The organism is Kitasatospora sp. NA04385 (assembly GCF_013364235.1).
GTDB lineage: Bacteria > Actinomycetota > Actinomycetes > Streptomycetales > Streptomycetaceae > Kitasatospora.
In genome coordinates this window covers 65,096-82,186 of record NZ_CP054919.1, presented here as the reverse complement: position 1 = coordinate 82,186, position 17,091 = coordinate 65,096, and the positions used below count along the sequence as shown (strand labels likewise).

Sequence of the window (17,091 nt, the reverse complement as noted above, 5' to 3'; positions counted from 1 at the left end):
CGCCCCCCGACGGCTCCGGAGGATCCGGCCGGCACGGCGGCCGACCGCCCGCCGGCCCGCGGGGCCTGCGCCACCGGGAACACCCCACCGAGCATGCGCGAGCTCCCCTTCCTGGTCCTGGGCGAGCACGACGATAGCACTCGCCCCCGGCCTGGCAGCATAGCTTCCAGGCCGGGGGCGTTCGGCGGGGCCCTGCGCGTCCGTCGGCGTCAGTGCGCCGCGCGGGCCGCCCAGCGCAGGCCGCCCAGCAGGTGGCGGCGGAAGAGCGGGTCCGCGTACGCCTCCTCCGCGTGTCCCAGGGCGGTGAAGAACGAGCGGCCCGCTCCGGACTCCCGGCACCACACCAGGGGGTGGTCGCCGCCCATCGCGCCGCCCCGGTAGCCCGACTCGTCCACGCTCGCCAGCACCCGCACCCCCGGCCGGGGGTTGTCCCGGAAGTCGTACCACTCGTCGCACCACTCCCAGCGCGCCGGCAGGTGGGCCGTCGCCGGGTGGTCCCGGTCCTCCACCAGCACGGTGGCCGGCTGGACGTCCGGGTGCCCGGCGAAGCGCGCACCGAGCAGCCCGCCGTAGTACGGCCAGCCGTACTCGGTGCAGGCGGCCGAGTGCACGCCCACGAAGCCGCCGCCGCCCTCCACCCAGCGCCGCAGCGCCGCCCGCCCGTCCGGGGCGAGCACCTCGCCGCTGGTGGACAGGAACACCACCGCGCCACGCCCGGCCAGCGAGGCGTCGGTGAACGCGGCCGGGTCCTCGGTGGCCTCGACGGCGAAGCCGTGCTCCCGGCCCAGCTCGCGCAGCGCCTCGGTCGCGGCGGGGATGGAGGCGTGGCGGTAACCCGTCGTGCGGGTGTAGACCAGGACGTCGGTCGGTCGGTCGGTGGGGGGCACGGCGGATGCTCCGGGGGTCTGGGCGGTGTGCTCGACGGTGTTCTCGACGGGGTGCTCGGTGGTGTTCTCGACGGTGTGCTCGGTGGTGCGTTCAGGCCGAGACGGACAGTGCCGCACGGCTCACCGGGTGGGCGAACTCCCGTCCGGCACAGTAGCGTTCGACCTCCTCCAGGGCGCTCCCGGTGATCCGCAGCAGCTCGCCGCCGAGCGACCCGGCGATGTGCGGGGTCAGCAGCACGTTGGGCAGCGCGTACAGCGGCGAGTCGGCCGGGAGCACTTCGGGCTCGGTGACGTCGAGGACGGCGTGCAGGCGGCCCGAGCGGAGTTCGGCGGTCAGCGCCGCGGTGTCGACCAGCGAGCCCCGCCCGGTGTTGACGAGCGTCGCGCCGTCCCGCATCAGGGCCAGGCGCCGGGTGTCCAGCAGGTGGTGGGTCTCGGGCAGCGCGGGGGCGTGCAGCGAGACGACGTCGCAGAGCGCGAGCAGCTCGTCCAGGTCGACCGGCCGGGCCCCGAGGGTGCGGGCCTCGGCCGGGTCGAGGTGGGGGTCGGCCACCAGGACGTCGAAGTCGAAGGCGCGCAGCAGCTCCAGCATCCGGCGCCCGACCATGGAGGCGCCGACGATGCCGATGGTGCGCCGGTAGTTGCCGAAGCCGGGGAAGTGCGCCGACCAGTCCAGGGCGGTCCGGTGCTCGCGGTAGAGGCCGCCGATCTCCAGGACGCGCTTGTTGGCGAACAGCACGGCGGCGAGGGTGTACTCGGCGACCGGGACGGCGTTGGCCGCGGCGGCCGTGGAGACGCGCAGGCCGCGGTCCCAACAGGCCTCCGTCACATGGTGCTTGACGCTCCCGGCGGCGTGCACGACCGCCTTCAGCGCGGGCATCCGGGCCAGCGCGGCGGCGTCCAGCGGGGGGCAGCCCCAGGAGGTGACCAGCAGCTCGACGGAGGCGAGGTCCGCGATCCGGTCGAAGCCCCCGGCGTCCTCGACGACGAGCTGCGGGTCGATGTCGACGTGGCGGGCGAGCCGCTCGACGGCGGCCGGCGGGAAGAGCGCGTCGCGGTGTCGGCGCCCCATGGCGAACAGGGCGCGCGGGCGGTGCGCGGCGGGCGGGCGGTGCGGGGTCGCGGGCACGGGGATCCTCACGTCGATGGCCTACTTGACGGCGCCGGCCGTCATGCCGGACTTCCAGAACCGCTGGAGCATCAGGAACAGCACCACCAGCGGCGCCACGGACACCAGCGATCCGACGACGGCCAGCAGGTAGTCCTGCGGGTGCCCCTGGGAGAGCGCGGACGAGTACCAGACGTACAGGCCGAGGTTGACCGGGAACAGGTCCTTGTCGGACAGCATCACCAGGGGCAGGAAGAAGGAGTTCCAGATCTGGGTGAACTGGAACAGGAAGATGGTCACGAAGGCCGGGGCGAGCATCGGGAAGGCGATCCGGCAGAACGCCCGGAACTCGCCGGCCCCGTCCATCCGGGCGGCCTCCAGCACCTCGTCGGGGACGTAGGCGGCGCTGAACACCCGGGCCAGGTAGACGCCGAACGGGAAGACCAGGCCGGGCAGGAAGACGCCCCAGAAGGTGTTCACCAGGCCGACCCGGGCGGCGAGCAGGTACAGCGGGATCGCCAGCGCGGTGCCCGGCACCATCACGCCGAGCAGGGCGAAGGCGAAGAGCTTCTCCTTGCCGGGGAAGGCCAGCTTGTCGAAGGCGTACCCGGCGGCCACCGCGAACACCGTGGCCAGCAGGGCGCCGACGCCCGCGTACAGCACCGTGTTGACGATCCAGCGCAGGTAGATGCCGTGGTCGGTGCCGAACAGGTGGCCGAGGTTGTCGAAGAGCGCGAACTGCTTGCCGGGGGCGAAGCCGTTCGTGCTGAACAGGTCCTGCCGGCTCTTGGTGGAGGACAGCAGCAGCCAGAGCATCGGCAGCAGGGTGTAGAGGGCGGCCAGGCCCAGCATCGCGGTCACACCGGCCTTGGACAGCAGGGCCGAGGGGCGCGGCCGGGCCGGGGCGCTCCGGCCGGTCCGGGCCGCGGCGGGGGCGGGGGCCGGGGCCGGGAGGGTCAGGGGCTTGGTCACGACTGGCTCCGGTGGCGCGACAGACGGGTGACGAGGAACGACAGGACGGCGGCGAACAGCGCGATGAGCAGCGAGGCGGCCGCCGCCAGGCCGAAGTCGTTGCGGGTGAAGGCGGCGGTCTGGACGTACATGTTGGGCGTCCAACTGCTGCCGATCGCGCTGGAGGCGCTGTAGATGACCTTCGGCTCGGTGAACAGCTGGATCGATCCGATCACCGTGAACAGCACGGCCAGCGCGACCGAGGGGCGGATCATCGGCAGCTTGATCGACAGGGCGGTGCGGATGCCGCCCGCGCCGTCGATCCGGGCCGCGTCCAGCACCTCGCCGGGCACCGCCTTGAGCGCGGCGTAGAAGATCACCGTGTTGTAGCCGGTCCACTCCCAGACCGCGATGTTGGCGGTGGAGAAGACCGCGTTGTCCGCCGACAGGAAGTCGATGTTCCCGAGCAGGTCGATCACCGGGCTGAGGCCGGGGGTGTACAGGTAGACCCAGATCAGCGCCGCGATCAGCCCGGGCACCGCGTGCGGCAGGAACAGGGCCAGCTGGAAGAAGGCGCGGGCCCGGGCCAGCCCCGAGTCCAGCAGCAGCGCCAGGGCGAGCGCGCCGCCGATCATCACCGGGATGTAGACCGCGACGTAGACGGCGATGGTCAGGAACCCGTGGCGGAACGCCGGGTCGGACAGCGCGGCGGTGAAGTTGTCCAGGCCGGCGAAGACCTGGCGGGCGCCGCCGAAGCCGAGGCCGGAGGTGCGGGTGGTGAACAGGCTCATCCAGCCCGCGTAGAGCAGCGGGGCGAGGGTGACGGCGCTGAACAGGACGAGAAACGGTGCCAGCAGCAGCGCGGCGGTGCGGCGCTGGGCACGGGCTGACGGGCTTGCCATACCGGGCTTCCTCGGGGGGTGCGGGGGAGGGCCCGCCGGGTGGCCCCGCCGGGTGGCGGCGGGGCGGGTGCGGGCCCACCAAGGGGTGCGCGGGCTCGGGGACGGGCCCTAGGGAGCGAGCTGCATGCCCCGGTGCTGGACGTCCTTGACGGTGGCCTGCTGCGCGCCGTCCAGGACGTCGGCCAGGCTCGCGCCGCCGGCGACCTTGGGCAGCTGGTCGACGATCGCGGTGTTCGTGGTGCCCATGACCGGGCCCCAGGTCCAGCCGGGCAGGACCGCGTCGTAGGAGGCGCCGCCGACGGCGTACACGTCCTGGCCGCCGAAGTAGGTGGTGGGGTAGGCGGCCTTGGCGACCGGCACCAGCTTCGGGTCGGCGGGGAACATGCTGCTGGTGCCGGAGGAGACCCAGGCCTTCATGCCCTCGGGGTCGGTGGTGATCCACTTGATGAACTCGGCGGCCGCCGCGCTGTTCTTGGCGCCCTTGGGGATCACGAAGGACGAGCCGCCGTACATCGCGGAGGCCGGCTTGCCGTCCCAGGTCGGGACGGGGGCCACCGACCACTTGCCGGCCTGGTCGGCGACGGTCGCCTGGAGGGAGCCCGCGCACCAGCTGGCGCAGACGTAGGCGACGGTCTTGCCCTGCTGGACGCTGGTCCAGAACGGGTCGAGCGTGCTCAGCGAGCTGACGAGGTCCTGCTTGGCGAGGTCGCCCCAGTAGTCGGCGACCTTGCGGGAGGCCGGGTCGGTGAGCGAGACCTTCCAGGAGTCGCCCTGGATGCCGAACCAGTGCGCCCCGGCCTGCCAGGCGAGGGCGGTCAGCAGGCCCGGGTTGTCGGTGAACAGGACCCCGCCGCGGGCGTTCGGGTCGGCCTGCTTCACCTGCTGGGCCATCGTCCGGTACTCGTCCCAGGTCTTGGGGACGGCGATCCGGTGGGCGGTGAAGAAGTCGTTGCGGTAGTACATCATCAGCGGGGCGGCGTCCCGGGGGACGCCCCAGGTCTTGCCGCCCAGTTCGACCAACTGCCGCACCGGCTCCGGGAACTCGCTCTTGACCGTGGCGGTGAGGGAGCCGTCCAGGGGCTCCAGGGCGCCCTGGGCGGCGAACTCCGGCAGCTGCGGGTACTCGACCACTGCGGCGTCCGGGACGGTGCCGGCCTTCACCGCGTTGGTGAGCTTGGAGTAGTACTCCTGGCCGGAGGGCACCGACTCGAAGGTCACCTTGATGTTCGGGTGGGTCTGGTTGAAGGCCTCGGCGACCTTGTCGGAGCCCTTGACGAAGGACCAGAAGGTGACCGCGCCGGTCGCCGGGCCGGCTGCGGTCGTCCCGCCCTTCCCGCTCTCCGCGCTTCCGCAGCCCGTGACGAGGGCGCCGAGGATGGCCACGGAACAGGACAGCACTGTCAGGCGTCTACGAAACATGGGTGCCACCGATCGTTTGCTGGGGTGTCACCGTCATCATTCGATACGCACGACAGAACGTCAATACAAATGCTTTCGTTCGTAAGAAACGAAAGCATTACGACATCGAGCTGCCGGGCTCAGGACGGCCGGGCGGCCCCGCCGGCCCCGCAGGAGGCCCGTACCCGCAGCTCCGGGCGGAGCAGCACCTCGGCCAGCGGCGCGGCCGGGTCGGCCAGCCGGCGCAGCACCAGTTCCAGGGCCCACGAGCCCACCGCCTGCTTGGGGGGAGCCACCGCGGTGAGCGGGATCTCGCTCAGCTCGGCCACCTCGTCGTCGTAGGTGATCATGGCCAGATCCTCGGGCACGCGCAGGTTCCGGGCGCGCAGCAGGCCGAGCAGGGTGATCGCGTCGATGTCGTTGTGCACCAGCGCGGCCCGGAACTCGCCCGCCGCCACGGCCCCGACCACCTCCTCGAAGCGCGCGTCGGTCGCCGCCGCGTCGCCGGTGGTCGGGATCCGGTACTCCGGCCCCGGAACCAGCCCCATGGACTTCACGGCCTCGGCGCAACCGGCGCTCAGCAGGGCGGTGTTGGGGCTCTCGGCCCGGGCGACCAGGGCCACCCGGTCGTGCCCGAGACCGGCCAGGTGGCGTACCGCCAGCGCCGCGCCGTAGGCGTGGTCGGAGGCCACCTGCTCCAGCCGGCCCGCCCCCGGCCCCGCCCGGCGCTCCACCAGGACGGCCGGCACCTCGATGCCGCCCAGCCACCGCTCGGTCTCCTCCGTCGGGCGCAGGCCCGGGTGCAGCATCAGCAGCAGGCCGTCGACGCCGCCGGCCAGCAGCCGGCGCACCTGCTCCCGGTGGTCGGCCAGCGACTCCCCGGAGACGGCCAGCACCACCCGCACGCCGCGGGCCCGGGCCGCGTCCTGGACGCCCCGGATCACCTCCGCGTAGTAGTAGCCGCCCGGCGGCACCACCAGCCCGAGCGTGCGGTGCTCCGCCCCGCCCGGCGCGGCGGCGACCTGGCCCTGGGTCTGGGTCTGGGCCTGGCCCTGGACTTGGGCCTGGCTCGGGACGGGGGCCGGTTCGGACCCGGCCAGGGCCCGCGCGCCGCCGTGCACCCGGGTCAGCAGCCCCCGGTCGGCCAGCTCCCGCACGTCTTGGCGCAGGGTGACGGCGGAGACCCCCATCTCCGTGGCCAGTTCCTTCACGGTGATCGCGCCCCGGTGCTCCACCGCGCGCAGGATCGCCTGCCGCCGTTCGTCAGCCAACACCTCTGGTCCTCCCTCAGTAGCGAGTGAATGGCTCCCCCTTCACTCGACAAGCAAAAGATATCAATCAAAGGTCTACACCTGGGGCGGACAGCGGAATCGGCCCCCGCCGGAACCGGGCGGGGGCCGATGGAGGCCGGAGGGGCCGTTGCGGCTACCGGTGGTCGTCCACCTCGATCAGGTTGTGGTCGCGCAGCGTGTACAGCTTGCCGCCGTGGGCGTTCAGGTGCGGTCCGCTGTACCAGGCGCCGTTGACCCCGGCGACCACCGTGCTCACCGCGAACGTCTTCGGGTCGAAGCGGAACAGCGTGGTGGTCGAGACGCCGTAGACCGCGCCCCGGTTCACCACCAGGGCGGCGAAGCCCTGGCAGACCGCGCTCACGTCGGCGGTGAACAGCTGCTTGCGGGTGCGCAGGTCGATGACGAACGACCTGCCGTTCCGGGTCAGCACGTACAGGTGGCGGCCCTGCGCCGCCATCGCCGCCACGCCGCCGGACGAGCCGGTCTGCTGCGTCTCGATCCGCCACTGCTCCTTGCCGGTGCGCGGGTCGACGGCGACCACGGTGCCGCGCGGCCCGGTCTTGGCGGCGTTGTCACCGCCCAGGTAGGCGACGCCCTGGTGGACGGCCACCGCCCGGACGTGCTGGACGCCGTCGATCGGGTTGACGAAGCAGGCCGACTTCCCGGTCCGCGGGTCGTACGTCCACAGGGCGCCGCCGCCCGCGGTGTCGTTCTGCACGGCGACCAGCAGCAGCCGGTGGTCCCGGTCCCAGCAGGTGTCCAGCGGCCGGTTCAGCTCGGAGGCGAACGCCGCGACCTGGTGCGGCTGCCCGTCGCCGCGCGGGTCGTAGGACCAGATGCCCTGCGCGTCGTACTGGCCGGTGTAGAGCACGCCGTCGATCACCTCGGCGTCCTTGGCCTCGCCGGGCGCCCGCAGGTTGAGCACCTTGCCGTTGCGCAGGCCGTGCCGGGCGATGGTGCCGTTGCCGCCCAGGTAGAGGTAGCCGCCGCCGGCCGCCACGCCCATGGCCGCCTGGGCGTCGGCGGGCGCGCCCGCCTCGCCGAGGTCGGTGGTCACCGATGTGCCGGCGGCCGGGTCGATCTCGACCAGGAGGCCGTAGCCGGAGACCACCGCCAGCTTCCCGCCGGTCTGGTCCAGGCCCCAGATCTCGCCGAGGTCCGGCCCGTCGAAGGCCAGCGGGGTGATCGTCCGGTCGGCCTTCGAGTAGACCTGCACGCCCGTCTCGGAGGCGAAGTAGAACCGCTCCGCGTCGGCCGCGAAGGTCTTGACGGTCTTGCCCCGGGTGGGCACCAGCGTGTAGTCGGACAGGTCCGCCAGGTTCATCACGGCGAACTTCGCCGGGTCCGTCCCGCCCGAGGTGCCGACCAGCAGGCGGTCGCCGAAGACGGCGAGTTCGCGCAGGCTCGGGTCCTGCTCCATCTCCTTGGGCACCACCGAGGAGAAGGTGCGCGCGGCCCGGTCGTAGGCGTACAGCGAGGCCTTGCTCGCGCCGCCCCCGCCGGCCAGGATGCTGCCGGCCCCGAAGAAGACGGTGGTGTCGGTGGCGGCCACCGCCCGGGCCAGCGTCGCGTTCGGGTCGGGCGCGCCCAGGTTGGTCACCTTGCCGGTGGCCGGGTCGTACTCCCACAGCACCGGCGCGGCGTTCGGCATGCCGCCGACCGCGTAGACCGTGCCGTCGGGGGCGACCGCCAGGTCGCGGATGTCGCGGTCCTCGGTCCGGCCGATCGGGACGGCGGGCCGGTCGGGGGTGGTCAGGTCCCAGCGGAACAGGTTGGGCTTGCCCTGGTCGGCCTTGAGGATGACGCCGATGTACAGGTACCGGCCGGTGGGGTCGGCGGCGAGTGCCTGGATGGACGGCTCGGGCCCGGCGTCGAGGTCGGTGCGGGAGACCACCTTCCGGGTCGGCAGGTGGAAGCCGATCACCCGGGAGGGGTTCAGGTTGCGCGAGCCGATGTAGACGGTGTCGCCCACCAGGACCCCGCTCATCAGCGAGAACTGGACGAGGCCCGGCCCCAGGTCGGTCACCGTCGGGGCGCCCGGCGCCGGGGTGCCCGCCGGGGTGCCCGCCGCCGGGGTCGCGGCGGCGGCCCGGGCGGCGGGCAGCGATCCGGCGGCGAGTGCCGCGCCGAACGCTCCGCCGGCCTGCAGGAGGCGGCGTCTGCTCAGGAAGAGGCTGTCGGTCACTGGTGCTCCTCGTGGGGGTGGTGCTGCTACTTGGGGTCGGTGTCGGGAAGCGGAAGGATGCGGATGTCGTCGTGCCGGACGGTGCGGGTGGGGACGTCACCGGCCGCCAACGACTCCGAGGGCCGGTACAGGCCCCACTTGAGGTAACCGTGGTCGGCCGGGGCGCTCGGCTTCCAGGTGGCGACCCCGTCCAGTGCGACGACCTGCCGGTAGTCGCACTGCCCGGGGAGCCGCACCGAGACCCGGAAGCAGCCGGTGTCGTCCGCGGCCCAGCGCACGTCCACCCGGAAGTCCATCCACCGGTCGACGTAGGGCTGGAAGTCGGCCACGACCGTCTCCTGGAAGTCCAGCTGCGGCGAGCGGAACGCCACCGCGTTGCGCTTGGCCATCAGGTAGAAGGCCGGCGGCTGGCCGCCGCCGTACTTGCCCTGGAAGAAGATGTCGCCGGTCGTGCTGTCGCCCGGCCGGTACGGCTGCCAGTCCCGCAGCTGCGCGCTGAACTCGTAGCGCTCGCTGTCGCCCGGGCGGAACGTCCCGTTCGGCAGCAGGTCCGTGGCGCTCTCGCTGCGGGGGGCGCCGTCGGAGACGTAGCCCGGGTCGTCGAGGGTCACCCGGTGCTCCACCGCGTACGAGCTCCGGCGGCCCGGGCGTACGACGGCGGAGGCGTCCGGCGCGCTCGCGTGGGTGGTGGTCAGGCCAGGGACGCCCGAGTCGAGCGTCCCGCTCTCGTAGTCCACGTCCAGCAGCGCCGGGCCCGGACGGGTCCCGAGCCCCGCGCAGCCGGACGCCGGGGCGGAACCGGCCGGGAGCTGGGCCCGGGCCTGGGCCTGGGCCCGGGCGGCCAGGGCGGGTACCAGCAGCGTGGCCACGAGCAGGGGGATCGATGCCTTGCGAAGTCCGACCATGTCGCTCCTTCGGAGCCTGTGGAACCAAACGACATCACTTGAGCCGTGTTTGGCGACTTTTGATGTCGAGTATGCTGACATGTTTCATGTGATATCGAAAGGCTGTTGGCGGAAGTTTGCCGAACCGTGGGGTTGGTGCCCCCGGCCTCCCCTCTCCCGACGGCCTGCCGAGTCGTCCACGCAGCGCTGCCGGGCCGCTGCCGGGGCCGTTGTCGGGCCGCTGCCGCACCGCTGCCGGGCCGCTGCCGGGTCCGGAAACGCCGACGGTCCGACGCTCCGCAGTGGGAGGGCCGGACCGGTGCGGGCGCGGGCGGGAGGTCAGGAACGCCCCGAGGCGCCGTGGCGCGCGGCCAGGGCGGCCCCGGCCCGGTGCAGCCAGCGCGCCGGGTCACGGCGGGCGGCGGCTGACGAGCCGGCCAGGGCGGAGAGCGTCAGCACCCCCGGGGCGTCCGCCGTACCCGCCACCACCGTCGACGGGACATCGGCCGCCGACGCCAGCCGCACCACCTCGCCGACCGCCTTCCCCCGCAGGCTGGTCGCGTCGAACCGCCCTTCCCCGGTGATCACCAGATCGGCCGCCCCCACCGCCTCCGGCAGGCTCAGCAGCCGCGCCACCGCCGCGGCCCCGGGCTCGACCACCGCCCCCCAGCCGGCCGCCAGGCCGTATCCGGTGCCGCCGGCCGCGCCCGCGCCCGGTGCGGACGGCTCGCCGCCCAGCAACTCGGCCAGTCGAGCCAACCGCCGTTCCAGCAGGGTGACTTCGTACGCGTCGGCGCCCTTCTGCGGGCCGTACGCGGCCGCGGCGCCGTGCTCGCCGAGCAGCGGATCGGCCACATCGGTCAGCAGCACCACCCCGCCGGGCGGCGCTGCCCGCAGGGCCGAGCGGTCGAGCACCCGCGCCTCGGCCAACGCCCGGTCGAGACCGGCCGGACCGTCGTCGAGCGCCCGGCCCGCACCGTCGCGCAGGCGCGCGCCGAGCGCGGCCAGCAGGCCGTAGCCGCCGTCGGTCGACGCGGAGCCGCCGAGGCCCACCAGCAGTCGCCGGGCCCCGGCGTCCAGGGCCGCCGCGATGCTCTCGCCGGTGCCCCGGGTGGTGGCGGTCAGCGGGCACAACTCCTCGCCCAACAGGGGAAGTCCGCTCGCGACCGCGAGCTCCACCACCGCGGTTCCGTCCGGCAGCAGGGCGAACCGCCCCGGCACCGGCCGCCCGTCCGGCCCGCTCACGCCCGGCACGTCGAACAGCCGGGCGCCCTCGCTCGCCGAGACGACGGCGGCGAGCGTGCCCTCGCCGCCGTCCGCCATCGGCAGGCACCGCACCTCGTCCGCCGCGCGCACCGAACGCCAGCCGGCGGCCAGCGCGTCGGCCGCCTCCGCGGCGTCGATCGTGCCCTTGAACGAGTCCGGTGCCACCACTACCCGCATCAGCCTGTCTCCATCCTGCTCGCTCCCACGGTTCCAGCGTCCGCCCGTCCGATGCCCCGCCCCGTCCGATGCCCCGTCCTGCCCGATGCCCCGCCCCGTCCGGGGCGGGGAAGGAACGCGGGGCGGCCTGAGGCGGCCACGCCCGCCGCAGGCCACCGGCCGCGCCGGTCCGCCGCGGCCGCCCGGTCAGACTCCGGCGACGTGCGCCCGGTGGCGCTGCTTCACCGTCTCCAGGGTCTGTGCGCCGGGGGTGTTCCACACCGGCTCGTTGAACAGCTCGACCTCGATCCAGCCGGTGTAACCGGCCCCGGCCACCCGGTCGGTCAGCCACCCGAAGTCGATGTGGCCGTCGCCGACGTGCCCGCGGCCCAGCAGCGCGTCCGCCGGGAGCGGCAGCGTCCAGTCGCACACCTGGTAGGCGGCGATCCGGCCGCCCGCCCCGGCCCGTGCCAGCTGGCGCTCCAACTCCGGGTCCCACCACACGTGGTAGCTGTCCACCACCACGCCGACCTGCTCGGCCGGGTGCGGCTCGGCCAGGTCGAGGGCCTGACCGAGGGTGGAGACCACGGCGCGGTCCGCGCAGAACATCGGGTGCAGCGGCTCGATCGCCAACCGGACGCCGAAGTCGCCCGCGTGCGGCGTCAGTTCGCCGATCATGTCGGCGACCTGGCGGCGCGCGCCGACCAAGTCCCGACTGCCGGGCGGCAGACCGCCGACCACCAGCACCAGGGTGTCGGTGCCGAGCTCGGCCGCCTCCTCGATCGCCGCCAGGTTGTCCGCGAATGCCGAGCGCCGCGCCGCCTCGTCCCCGGCCGTCAGGAACCCGCCCCGGCACAGGCTGCTCACCGCCAGACCCGCGTCCCGGCACAGCTTCGCCGCCCGCGCCGGGCCGGTCTCGGCGACCTTGTCCCGCCACAGGCCGATCGCCGGTATCCCGGCCGCCGCACAGCCGCGCACCGCCTCCTCCAGCGTCCACCCCTTGGTGGTGATCTGGTTCAGCGACAGCCGCTCGCAGCCCTCGGCCGCCCGCACGCCCCGCTCCGTCTGCACGCCCCGCTCCGCGCTCACGCCCGCACCCCCGCCACTGCCAGGAACTCCCGCATCCGGGCCGCGGCCCGCTCCGGATCGCCCCACACCCCTGCCGCGTCGGCGAGCCGGAACAGCTCCACCAGATGGCTCACCGAACGGCCGCTCTGCGCGCCCGCGACCATGGTGAAGTGCTCCTGGTGGCCGGCCAGCCAGGCCAGGAAGACCACGCCGGTCTTGTAGTGGAAGGTCGGTGCGGCGAACAGGTGCCGCGCCAGCGGGACGGTCGGCGCGAGCAGCGCGTCGTAGCGCGCCAGGTCGCCCGCGTCCAACGCGCGCAGGGCCGCCGCGGCGATCGGCGCGATCGGGTCGAAGACACCCAACAGGGCGTGGCTGTAGCCGAGTTCGTCGCCCCGGATCAGCTCCGGGTAGTGGAAGTCGTCGCCCGTGTACAGCTTCACCCCGGCCGGGAGCGCCCGCCGCAGCGCGACCTCGCGCCCGGCGTCCAGCAGCGACACCTTGATGCCGTCGATCCGCCCGGGGTTGTCCCGGATCAGCTCCAGCACCGTCTTCGCGGCCGCGTCGAGGTCGTTCGAGCCCCAGTAGTCGGACAGCGCCGGGTCGAACATCTCGCCCAGCCAGTGCAGGACCACCGGCTGCCGCGCCTGTCCGACCAGCCGTCCGTACACCCGGAGGTAGTCCTCCGGCCCGCGCGCCGACGCGGCCAGCGCCCGGCTGGCCATCAGGATCGGCTGCGCGCCGGCCTCCTCCACCACCGCCAGCTGCTCCTCGTAGGCGGCGGCCACGTCGTCCGACGAGGCCGGACCGGCGGGGAGCTGGTCGGTTCCGGCCCCGCAGGCCAGCCGCCCGCCGACCGCCCGGGCCTCGGCGCCCGAGCGGCGGATCAGTTCCGCGGTGGCGGCCCAGTCCAGGCCCATGCCGCGCTGGGCGGTGTCCATCGCGTCGGCGACGCCCAGGCCCAGCGACCACAGGTGGTGGCGGAAGGCGAGGGTGGCCTCCCAGTCCACGGCCGCGGGCGCGCCGGGGGCGTTGCCGCCCAGCGGATCGGCCACCACGTGGGCGGCGGCGAAGACGGTCCGAGAGACCGGTGCGCCCGCGGGCAGGTCGAACGCGACGGGCTCGCGCAGGCGGTACGTGCCGGTGCCGGGCAACTGCAGCTCGGTCACCGGACCTCCCCGGCGGGGGCGTCCAGCTCCAGGGCCGGGACGTCGAGGCGGCGGCCCTCGCGGGCGGAGCGCAGGCCGAGTTCGGCGAGCTGCACGCCCTTGGCGCCCTCCAGCAGGTCCCACTGGTACGGCGAACCCGTCACCACGTGCCGGAGGAACAGCTCCCACTGCGCCTTGAAGCCGTTGTCGAACTCGGCGTTGTCCGGCACCTGCTGCCACTGCGCGCGGAAGGGCTCGGTGACCGGCAGGTCCGGGTTCCACACCGGCTTGGGCGTGGCGGCGCGGTGCTGGAAGCGGCAGTTGCGCAGCCCGGCGACCGCGCTGCCCTCGGTGCCGTCCACCTGGAACTCCACCAGTTCGTCCCGGTCGACGCGCACCGCCCAGGAGGAGTTGACCTGGGCGACGATCCCGCCCTCCAGCTCGAACACCCCGTAGGCGGCGTCGTCCGCCGTCGCCGCGTACGCCCGGCCCTGCTCGTCGACCCGCTGCGGGATGTGGGTGGCGGTGTGCGCGTAGACGGAACGGACCGGGGCGATGACGCCGTCCAGCACGTACCGCCAGTGCGGGAACATGTCGAGGATCATGCCGCCGCCGTCCTCGGCGCGGTAGTTCCACGACGGGCGCTGCGCCTCCTGCCAGTCGCCCTCGAAGACCCAGTAGCCGAACTCGCCGCGCACCGACAGGATGCGGCCGAAGAAGCCGCTGTCGACCAGCCGCTTCAGCTTGAGCAGGCCGGGCAGGAACAGCTTGTCCTGCACCGCGCCGTTGCACACCCCGGCCGCGCGGGCCAGCCGGGCCAGCTCCAGGGCCGCGTCCAGGGACTCGGCGGTCGGCTTCTCGGTGTAGACGTGCTTCCCGGCGGCGATGGCCTTGCGGATCGCCTGCTCGCGGACCTGGGTCAGCTGGGCGTCGAAGTAGATCTCCGCGAGCGGGTGGGCGAGCGCCTCGTCGAGCGAGGTGGTCCAGTGCTCCAGGCCGTGCTGGTCGGCGAGTTGCTTGAGCTTGTGCGCGCTGCGGCCGACCAGGATCGGCTCGGGCCACAGCACCTCGCCGTCGCCGAGCGGCAGGCCGCCCTGCGCGCGGATGGCCAGGATCGAGCGCACCAGGTGCTGGCGGTAGCCCATCCGGCCGGTGACACCGTTCATGACGATGCCGATGACTCTGCGGGACATGCGTGGTTCCTCGTCTCGGTGGTGGGGAGGCGGTGGCGGGGCGGTGACGGTCCGCCCCGCCGACCGGGGGAGTCGCGGACGACTCGCGGGAGAGCGCTCTCTCTGCTTCCTCCGGCGGTGTGCCGTGTGGTTGGCGGAGTGGCTTTCCACGGTGATGGAAAGCGCTTTCCCGCCAAGCGCCGAGGGTCTGGAAAGCGCTTTCCATGGCTGAGGTTAGGGGGCGGTCCGGCTCCGGTCAAGGCGTGCCGGGCAGGCGGTAGCCTGATCCTCCGGCGGCCGGGGCCGGTGCCCGGCCAGGAAGCGAGGACCATCAGTGGCAGTCACCCTCGGGGACGTGGCGCGGCACGCCGGCGTCTCGCTCGCTACCGCTTCGCGGGCCCTGAACGGCTCGGCCCGCTCGGTGACCGAGGAGCTGTCGACGCGGGTCCGGGCGAGCGCCCGGGCGCTCGGCTACCTCCCCAACGCGCCCGCCCAGGCGCTGGCCCGCTCCACGGGCACGACGGTCGGCGTGCTGCTGCACGACGTCGCCGACCCGTACTTCGGCGGCATCGCCCGGGGCGTCGGGGACGCCGCCGCCCGGGCCGGGCTGCTGACCCTGGTGACCAGCACCGACGGCGACCCCCGGCGGGAGCTGGAGGCGATCCGGATGCTGCACGCCCACCGGGCGCGCGCGATCGTGCTCGCCGGGTCGGCGTACGGCGACGTCGACGTGGTCCAGCGGCTGGACGAGGCGCTGGCGGCCTACCAGGCGCAGGGCGGAAGAGTGGTGGCGATCAGCGACCACGGCCCGCTGTACGACACCGTGCACGTCCACAACCGGGAGGGCGCCGCCTCGCTGGCCCACTCCCTGGTGCAACTGGGCCACCGCCGCTTCGCGGTGATCACCGGCCCGCAGCGGATGCGGGTGGCCGGCGACCGGCTGGACGGCGTCCTGGAGGCGCTGCACGAAACGGGGCTGGAGCTCCCCGAGGGGATGCTCCAGCGTGCGGAGTTCACCCGCGAGGGCGGGCGGGCGGCGATGGCGCGCATCCTGGAGGCGGCCGGTGGGAACGGTGCCCCCCGCCCCACCGCGGTGCTCGCCCTCTCCGACATCTGCGCCGCCGGGGCCCTCGCCGAACTCCGCGCCCGGGGCGTCTCCGTCCCCGGCGAGGTCTCCGTCGCGGGCTTCGACGACATTCCGCTGGCCACCGACCTCGCCCCGGCGCTGAGCACCGTCCGGCTGCCGCTGACCGCGATGGGCGAGTCCGCCGTGCGCCTCGCCCTGCGCGAGAGCGGCCCGGAGGCCCAGCAGGCCGAGGCGTTCGCCGAGGTGGTGCTCCGTGACAGCACGGCGGCCCCGGCGACGGGGTGACGGCCCGGCACCGACGGGGTGAGGGCCCGGCGTCGGCGGGTCGCAGCGGTCGGCAGTCGCGGCGGGAGTTGCGCGTCCAGCGGTGATGCCCTCCCGCTCGTGTGTGCGTGCTGGCTGATCGAGGGGGCGGAGGGTGTGCGGGTGAGCAGCTCCAGGCTGCGCCGTCAGGAGAGGTCGCTCGGCTGTCGGCCCGGTGGGAGCTTCGGGAGGCCGATCAGGGCGTCGATGCCGCGGTGTTCCGGGAGCAGGGCTTTCTCAGCTTGCGGCCGTCGATCAGGTCGAGGTGCCGGCCGTTGCGGTGCGCGATCCTTTGGTTGGACTTGTCGTACCAGGAGGTGGTGACGAGGACACCGCAGGCGGCCTGATTGTCCTGGAGGGTGCCGAACAGGGCCCGGGCGACGTCGGGGCTGACGACGTTCTTCGTCTGTTTGGCCTGGACGGCGATCACAGTGACGCCCGCCGGGTCGCGCCGGACGGTGACGGTGTCGAGGCCGTTGCCGTCGCCATCGCCGTCGTCGCGGGAGTTCCGGGTGTGCCAGGTCTCGTGGCCCATGGCAGTGAACAGTTCGCGCACCAGGCGCTCGAACGCGAACAGGTCCATCTGCGGCAGGTCCGGGCGGCTGCCGAGCGGGCCGACGGCGGCGCCCTCCGCCGCGATCTTGAACCGGGCCGGGTCGAAGTCGACGACTGGCGGCACGGGCCCCAGATCGTACGGATGCCGGGAGACCACCGCGCCGAGGTTGCGCAGGCAGCGCCGCCTCCAACTCGTCGAGCACAGCAGCGATTTCATGGCCGCGCGGCTCGGCCTGCTGCTGGTCGTGCTGGGTACTGCGGCTTCGGTCGGTGGCTGTGCATCCGCCTTGTCGGGTGCAAGCCGGGTTGGTGGGGCGCTGCGGTAGGGTCTGAGCGGCGCTGATGCATTAACGGAGAGTTCCTGCGGAAAGCTTCATCACAAGGTGGCGGGGACAAGTTCTGACCTGCGGCTTTACCCGCTGGCCGTCATCAACCCTGAAGGGTTGGGAACCCGCGGGCCGGCCGCTGCGGGAGGACCGTTACCAGCTCTCTCGGCTTTGCCCCGCCGCGGTGGTGACCGTCCTTCGGTAGCTGGTGGGGGCTCGGAGGTAGATGGCCGTTGGCCTTGGTGGCGCTGTGGATGGGACGGGATCCCCACGGAGCGGGCCCTCGAGATCGTGTGCGTTTTCGGGAGAGGCGGAGCCAGGGTGTCTTCGCTGCAGGACATACAGGTACCGGAGCGCTCGGTCGAGTTGAGCGCTCCGGCCTGATCGACTGGACGCATGCTCCTGT

14 protein-coding genes are annotated in these 17,091 nt (G+C 73.7%); 1 reads left to right on the top strand and 13 read right to left on the bottom strand.

Annotated features, from left to right (window positions below):
- Positions 1-209: 209 nt before the first annotated feature.
- The 12 genes from HUT16_RS00395 to HUT16_RS00340 form a co-directional block, all read right to left on the bottom strand.
- Positions 210-887 carry a ThuA domain-containing protein gene (locus HUT16_RS00395; protein ID WP_176192399.1) on the bottom strand — a complete coding sequence of 226 codons (678 nt, stop codon included), beginning with the start codon at positions 885-887 and terminating at the stop codon, positions 210-212.
- Between the two features lie 91 nt (positions 888-978).
- Positions 979-1,959 carry a hydroxyacid dehydrogenase gene (locus HUT16_RS00390; protein WP_176192398.1) on the bottom strand — a complete coding sequence of 327 codons (981 nt, stop codon included), beginning with the start codon at positions 1,957-1,959 and terminating at the stop codon, positions 979-981.
- 78 nt (positions 1,960-2,037) lie between these two features.
- Positions 2,038-2,967: a carbohydrate ABC transporter permease gene (locus tag HUT16_RS00385; RefSeq protein ID WP_176184305.1), complete on the bottom strand. Its 930-nt coding sequence runs from the start codon at positions 2,965-2,967 to the stop codon at positions 2,038-2,040.
- Positions 2,964-3,848: a carbohydrate ABC transporter permease gene (locus HUT16_RS00380; protein ID WP_176184303.1), complete on the bottom strand. Its 885-nt coding sequence runs from the start codon at positions 3,846-3,848 to the stop codon at positions 2,964-2,966. Before HUT16_RS00380 ends, HUT16_RS00385 begins: the two co-directional genes overlap by 4 nt.
- A gap of 108 nt (positions 3,849-3,956) precedes the next feature.
- Positions 3,957-5,231, bottom strand: a complete 1,275-nt coding sequence (locus HUT16_RS00375) for an ABC transporter substrate-binding protein (protein ID WP_254897561.1) — start codon at positions 5,229-5,231, stop codon at positions 3,957-3,959.
- Between the two features lie 155 nt (positions 5,232-5,386).
- Positions 5,387-6,520 (bottom strand): substrate-binding domain-containing protein, encoded by a 1,134-nt coding sequence (locus HUT16_RS00370; protein ID WP_176184299.1) that lies wholly within the window; start codon positions 6,518-6,520, stop codon positions 5,387-5,389.
- A gap of 151 nt (positions 6,521-6,671) precedes the next feature.
- Entirely contained in the window at positions 6,672-8,723 is a 2,052-nt protein-coding gene (locus HUT16_RS00365) for a PQQ-binding-like beta-propeller repeat protein (protein WP_176184297.1), read from the bottom strand.
- 26 nt (positions 8,724-8,749) lie between these two features.
- Entirely contained in the window at positions 8,750-9,628 is an 879-nt protein-coding gene (locus tag HUT16_RS00360; protein WP_176184295.1) for a heparin lyase I family protein, read from the bottom strand.
- A gap of 318 nt (positions 9,629-9,946) precedes the next feature.
- Complete coding sequence (locus HUT16_RS00355; protein WP_176184293.1) at positions 9,947-11,050, bottom strand: glycerate kinase; 1,104 nt, start codon at positions 11,048-11,050, stop codon at positions 9,947-9,949.
- Between the two features lie 186 nt (positions 11,051-11,236).
- A complete protein-coding gene (locus HUT16_RS00350) occupies positions 11,237-12,118 on the bottom strand; it encodes a sugar phosphate isomerase/epimerase (RefSeq protein ID WP_254897560.1) in 882 nt (293 codons plus the stop codon).
- A complete protein-coding gene (locus HUT16_RS00345; protein WP_254898197.1) occupies positions 12,115-13,224 on the bottom strand; it encodes a dihydrodipicolinate synthase family protein in 1,110 nt (369 codons plus the stop codon). Before HUT16_RS00345 ends, HUT16_RS00350 begins: the two co-directional genes overlap by 4 nt.
- A gap of 35 nt (positions 13,225-13,259) precedes the next feature.
- On the bottom strand, positions 13,260-14,435 hold the full coding sequence (locus tag HUT16_RS00340) for a Gfo/Idh/MocA family protein (RefSeq protein ID WP_176184289.1): 1,176 nt from the start codon (positions 14,433-14,435) through the stop codon (positions 13,260-13,262).
- A 313-nt stretch (positions 14,436-14,748) separates the two neighbouring features.
- Here HUT16_RS00340 and HUT16_RS00335 point away from each other — a divergent pair, with 313 nt between their 5' ends.
- On the top strand, positions 14,749-15,786 hold the full coding sequence (locus HUT16_RS00335) for a LacI family DNA-binding transcriptional regulator (RefSeq protein ID WP_176184287.1): 1,038 nt from the start codon (positions 14,749-14,751) through the stop codon (positions 15,784-15,786).
- 214 nt (positions 15,787-16,000) lie between these two features.
- On the opposite strand, the gene HUT16_RS00330 is transcribed toward HUT16_RS00335, so the two are convergent.
- Positions 16,001-16,576, bottom strand: coding sequence for a restriction endonuclease (locus HUT16_RS00330; protein ID WP_176184285.1), 576 nt, complete (start codon positions 16,574-16,576; stop codon positions 16,001-16,003).
- Positions 16,577-17,091: the final 515 nt, after the last annotated feature.